The sequence below is a fragment of the Methylibium sp. genome, assembly GCF_013817365.1.
Classification (GTDB): domain Bacteria; phylum Pseudomonadota; class Gammaproteobacteria; order Burkholderiales; family Burkholderiaceae_C; genus Methylibium.
The window spans coordinates 1-5097 of the sequence record NZ_JACDCU010000304.1 but is presented as its reverse complement, the minus strand read 5'-3'; the positions used below and the strand labels follow the sequence as shown (position 1 = coordinate 5097).

The 5097-nt window shown below is 66.0% G+C and carries 6 protein-coding genes and 1 pseudogene; 5 read left to right on the top strand and 2 right to left on the bottom strand.

Features of this window, described 5'->3' with window-relative positions; all coding sequences use genetic code 11:
• Both H0W38_RS16215 and H0W38_RS16210 read left to right on the top strand, forming a co-directional pair.
• Window positions 1-285 (top strand): annotated as a pseudogene (locus H0W38_RS16215) (hypothetical protein); the annotation flags it as partial.
• 23 nt (window positions 286-308) lie between these two features.
• Window positions 309-932 (top strand): hypothetical protein, encoded by a 624-nt coding sequence (locus tag H0W38_RS16210; protein WP_292455971.1) that lies wholly within the window; start codon window positions 309-311, stop codon window positions 930-932.
• Window positions 933-973: 41 nt separating this feature from the next.
• On the opposite strand, the gene H0W38_RS16205 is transcribed toward H0W38_RS16210, so the two are convergent.
• Window positions 974-1321, bottom strand: a complete 348-nt coding sequence (locus H0W38_RS16205) for an H-NS histone family protein (protein ID WP_292455968.1) — start codon at window positions 1319-1321, stop codon at window positions 974-976.
• A gap of 93 nt (window positions 1322-1414) precedes the next feature.
• Between H0W38_RS16205 and H0W38_RS22130 the strand changes: the two genes are divergently transcribed.
• Window positions 1415-2308 carry a c-type cytochrome gene (locus H0W38_RS22130; protein WP_367162241.1) on the top strand — a complete coding sequence of 298 codons (894 nt, stop codon included), beginning with the start codon at window positions 1415-1417 and terminating at the stop codon, window positions 2306-2308.
• An 89-nt stretch (window positions 2309-2397) separates the two neighbouring features.
• Here H0W38_RS22130 and H0W38_RS16195 read toward each other — a convergent pair whose 3' ends face one another.
• Window positions 2398-2610, bottom strand: a complete 213-nt coding sequence (locus H0W38_RS16195; RefSeq protein ID WP_292455967.1) for a hypothetical protein — start codon at window positions 2608-2610, stop codon at window positions 2398-2400.
• Window positions 2611-3082: 472 nt separating this feature from the next.
• Here H0W38_RS16195 and crtI point away from each other — a divergent pair, with 472 nt between their 5' ends.
• The gene (crtI, locus tag H0W38_RS16190; protein WP_292455965.1) at window positions 3083-4645 is read left to right on the top strand and encodes a phytoene desaturase family protein; all 1563 of its coding nucleotides are present in this window, start codon (window positions 3083-3085) and stop codon (window positions 4643-4645) included.
• Window positions 4646-4718: 73 nt separating this feature from the next.
• The coding region (locus tag H0W38_RS16185) for an NAD(P)/FAD-dependent oxidoreductase (RefSeq protein WP_292455963.1) at window positions 4719-5097 on the top strand (379 nt) is incomplete at its 3' end.

The window sequence follows — 5097 nt, the reverse complement described above, 5'->3', positions numbered from 1 at the left end:
GTGATCGGCGGCGTGGCGGGCAGCTCGGTGGGCGGCAGCCGCGAGGCGATCGCGGTCGGCGTGCTGGGCGCCGTGGCCGGGGCAATCATCGGCAACACGGCCGAGCGCTTCGGCACGCGTGAACAGGCCTACGAGATCATGGTCCAGTTGCGCAACGGCGAGCGCCGCGCCATCGTGCAGGCGCAGGGCAACGAGAACTTCCAGCCGGGCGACCAGGTCGTGCTGGTCTCCACGGGCGGCACCACTCGCGTCAGCCGCGCGCAGTCCGTCGGGCCGCGCAGTTGAAGCCGGCGCTCCTCCGACTTTCAATGTTCGCGCCCGCGTTTTCCGCTTTCCTGTTCCGTACGGGCTTGGCGGTGGGGCTGTTTGCACTCGGGCTTGCGCCGGCGCCGGCCGCGGCCGGCGGTGTGACCGAACCGCCTGCTGCGGCCAAGCCGGCCAAGCCGAAGGCCGCCAAGCCGGCGAGCCGACGTGCGCTTCAGCGCAAGGAGAAACCTGCGCCGCCGGCGCCGCTCGCGGCCGCAACGCCCGAGCAGCTCGAGGCCGCCGAGCGTGTGTTCTACGGACTACACCAGTGCGAGTTCGCACAGTCGGTCGACGTGGCGATCTCGCCGGAGCAACCCGGTTACGTCAACGTGAAGTTCGGCAAGGCCGTCTACGTGATGCGGCCAGTGCTCTCCAGCACCGGCGCGATCCGGCTTGAAGACGTCACGGGCGAAACGCTGATGGTGCAGATCACCGCCAAGTCGATGCTGTTGAACGTCAAGTCCGCAAGCCGCCTCGTCGATGAGTGCGTCAGTGTCAAGCACCATGAGGCAATGGAAGCAGCAAGCCTCAGCGAGGCGGCCGCGAGCGCAGCGGCTGTTTCAGCGGCAGCGGCAGCCTCTGCTGCTGCGCCCCACGGCGCCTCTGCGCCGGCGGCGGCGCAATAGACGCCGGGCGCTTCAGCCCCGGCGGCAATGCCGGTAACGACTCAGGCCGTCATGTCCTGCGCGGTCTTTCCGCTGGCCAGGGCGTCGAGAAACCATTTCGGACGGCGGCCGTGTCCTGACCAGCTATTGCCGGCGTCATCGCAGTATTTCACTTTGGAAGCGCGTTTGCCGCCGGTGGCAGCCGATTTGCGCCCGCTCTTGGCGGCGCCGGGTTTGCGGCCGGGTCTTTTCGCTCCCACGAGTCCGAGTTGTTCGGCAGTGAGGTCGTAAAAGACAATGGCTTCCTTGATGCGCGCGACGACATCCTTGGTTTCCTTCTGCTTGATCGTATCTGCCTGTCGTTCGAGTGCCGCAATTTGCTTCTTGAGCTGCGCAAGAGATTTGGCCATCTGGAAGATCCTGTCGATGAGTTTCAGCGGAATGGAGCATAAGCCAAGGCGCTGCGGTCAATCGGCAAGGTAAAGCGCAGGCGTGATTCGCGGGTGGCACGGAAAAACACGTCTACTGTTTTCGTGCGGTTTACCGTCGCAAACCATTGCCGAGAGTCCGGCGCATTAGCGCGCGCCTTGCAGTGCTTGCAATGCGGGGACTCCGGCACCTCACAGGAGCGCCGATTGCTATTCGAAGATTCGATTTTTCGACAGGACAGCAATATGAACACTCCCATTCAGACACCGTCGCCGATTGTCGCGGTGCTGTTGTTCTCGGCCTGCCTCGCGCTGAGCGCGTGCAGCCGGACTGATCCTCCGGCGGCCGAAGTCAGCCCGGCCGCGCGTGAGGCTGCTTCCGAGGCAGACGCGATTGCGGTGCCGCCGGTCCCCGAAGCCTCCGCGCCCGATACCGCTTCGCAGCCGCAGTCATCGGTCTCATCGGCCGACGAGGCAATGCCCTCGCCGATGGCCCAGACAGCCAGTGCTGGCTCGCCTGCCACCGACACACCGCCCGCTGCTGCTGCCGAGGTGACGTTGACTGCCGACACTGCGGGGGACATCACCGCTGCCAGTGCGCCAGCGGGCGGCGGCGCTTCCGCTGCAGTTGGCGCCGGCAGCGTCGAGGGCAAGCTCTACCAAGTGGTGGACGGCTACAAAGTCGACGCGGCGACGATGGAAGGTTTTCGGACTTGGCGTGCTGCCGCATGCGACCGCTGCCACGGTGCGAACCAGGAGGGCATGGTCGGGCCTTCGCTGATCGAAAGCCTGAAGGTCCGCGACAAGGCGTATTTCGTCGACGTGCTCACCAATGGCCGTCTGGTCAAAGGCATGCCCAGCTTCAACACGAACACGCTGGTCATGGAGAACCTCGACGAGCTCTACGCTTACCTCAAGGGCCGATCCGATGGCGCGATCACGCGCGCCAAGGTCCAACCGATGAGTTGACGTGCGCGGCGCGGCACTCCGCCGTCGCACGGGGCGGCCGATTCCGACGGAGAAGCGGTTCCTGCGCTTTGACGACAGCCATGAGCGCGTCATGGAAGCAAGGTGATCCCTCCACTGTGCACCTGCTGGTCGAACTGGTCGCGGCTGATCACCGCTGTTGCCTCGCCTTGCCCTTCGTTCCAAGTCAGGGTGACCGTGTCGCCGTGGGGCTCGACGCTGCACGGCCCTTTTGGAACGGTCGGTTGTGGACCATCGGGTCCGGCATAGGGAAACGGCTCTTGCACAGTGGCTTTGATGGTCATTGCGTTGCTCCTCATGGCATCCGGCATCCGGCATCTTGGCGCCGGCGTTCCATGTGCCTTTCGACCAATCCGGCGGGTTTACTGCGCCATTGCGGTTCGCCCGGTCACGCGGACATTTCTTACTCCGTTTCTAGCATGGCGCATGCCTGCGTCTACGCTGGCGCACGTCCACAGCTCGCGCACAAGGCGCGCGCACTCAGGCGTGCGGGAATGCGCGTTTGCGGTACAAGACGGTTTTCGTCTTCGGGATCAAGGAGTACCAGGAGATGTCTTTCAATGCCGTGGCGGCTTCGGTTGCCGCTCACTTGCCCGCTCGCTGCGGGACGCCTTGCAAGACGGTCGGCGCTCAGCGCTTAACGTATTCGCCTCGGCCTTTGCGTCGGCCCTGTTTTGAGAGAACCGACGGTGTCCGCTTGCGCGGGCCGTCCTGCCTGCAACGCAGTCGTGTCGTTCGCGCACTGAGCGGCGCCTGATGTCGCGCTCGGTTGTCATCATTGGCGCCGGCCCGGGCGGGCTTGCCGCTGCAATGCTGCTCGCCGCGTCGGGCCAGGAGGTTACGGTGATCGAACGCAGCGGGCGCGTGGGCGGTCGCTGCAGCCGGCTCGAGTTGGGCGACTACCGCTTCGATGCGGGGCCGACCTTCTTTCTCTACCCGCGCATCATCGAAGAGCTGTTCGAAAGCTGCGGTTTCGACTTTCGCAACGAAGTCGAGATGTTGCGGCTCGACCCGCTCTACCGGCTTTCCTTCATGCGGGAGGACGGCGCTTTCGATCACTTGCGGCTGTGGTCCGATCCCCAGCAGCTCGCCGCGGCTGTGGCCGAGTTCTGCCCGCATGATGCCGCCGGGCTGCAGCAGTTCATGCTCGACAACCGCGCCAAGCTGGCCGCCTTCGAGCCGGTGCTCTCGAGGCCCTTCTCGCGCATGACCGACTTCCTGGATCCGCAGATCCTCAAGGCCTTGCGGCACCTGCGGCCGTGGGCGAGCGTCGACCGTGAACTGGCGCGCTATTTCCAGGATCCACGACTCAGGCTGGCCTTTTCTTTCCAGAGCAAGTACCTGGGCATGTCGCCGTTTCGCTGCCCGAGCCTCTTCACGATCCTTTCCTTTCTCGAGCACGAGCACGGCGTGTGGCATCCGGTGGGCGGCTGCAACGCCGTGATCGACGTGATGGCGCGGCTGGCGCAGCGCATGGGCGTGCGCATCGAGTTGGAGCAGCCCGTCGAGGAGATTGTTTTCGAAGGCCGCAAGGCGGTCGGTGTGCGCACGGCGGCCGGCGTGCAGCGCGCCGATGCGGTGGTCGTCAATGCCGACTTCGCCCACGCCATGCACACGCTGGTGCCCGATGCGCTGCGAAAGCGCTGGACCGACGCGAAGCTCGCGTCCAAGCGTTATTCGTGTTCCACCTTCATGCTCTACCTGGGCATCGAAGGGTCGGTGGATCTCGATCACCACACGGTGCTGCTTGCCGAGAAGTACGCCGAGAACCTGCGAGAGATCGAGTGCGGCAGCGCACCGCCGGCCACCCCTTCGGTGTACGTGCAGAACGCCTCGCGCAGCGATCCGACGTTGGCACCCCCCGGCCACAGCGCGCTGTACGTGCTGGTGCCAGTGGGCAATCTGGAGCGCGGCATCGACTGGCCGCGCGAGCGTGCCCGCTACCGGGCGCTGGTCTTCAAGCGACTCGAGGCGATGGGCATTCAAGACCTCGAGCGGCGCATTCGCGTCGAGCACATCATCACGCCGCAGGAGTGGGCGAGCGATCACGCGGTGTTCCGCGGCGCAACCTTCAACCTCGCGCACTCGCTCGACCAGATGCTGTGCTGGCGGCCGAACAACCGCTTCGAGGACCTGGAGCGCGTTTACCTCGTCGGCGGCGGCACCCATCCGGGCAGCGGCCTGCCCGTGATCTTCGAGGGCGCGCGCATCACCGCACGGCTGATGGCCGAGGACCTCGGCTTCAAGGCGGTTGCACCGCGTCAGGCGACCGCATTGACGCCACGCACTGGCGCGGCCTTGATGGGTGCATGCGAATGAGCCGGCGCCGAATTGCGTCAGTACGAATCGCTGCGCGTCGGGTGAACGGCGCGGCACGCGCCAGGAGGGTTCTGTGAGCAAAACCGATCTGCCCGTGGCCGTGATCGGCGGCGGACTCGGCGGCTTGGCGGCGGCCGTGACGCTCGCCGGCCGCGGCCATCGCGTGGTGCTGTTCGAGGCCAACGACTGGCTGGGCGGCAAGGCGGCCAGCTTCGAGGAAGCGGGTTTCCGCTTCGACATGGGCCCGACCATCCTCACTCTGCCCGAGGTGCTTCGGCGCGTGTTCGCCGAGGCCGGCCGCGACATGGACCGCGAACTCCAGCTACTGAAGCTGGAGCCGCAGTGGCGCTGTTTCTTCGATGACGGCGCGGTGCTCGACCTGGTGGGCGACGTCGATGCGATGGCCCGGCGCATCGATGCCTTCGCCCCCGGTGGCGAGGTCGGCGAGGGCT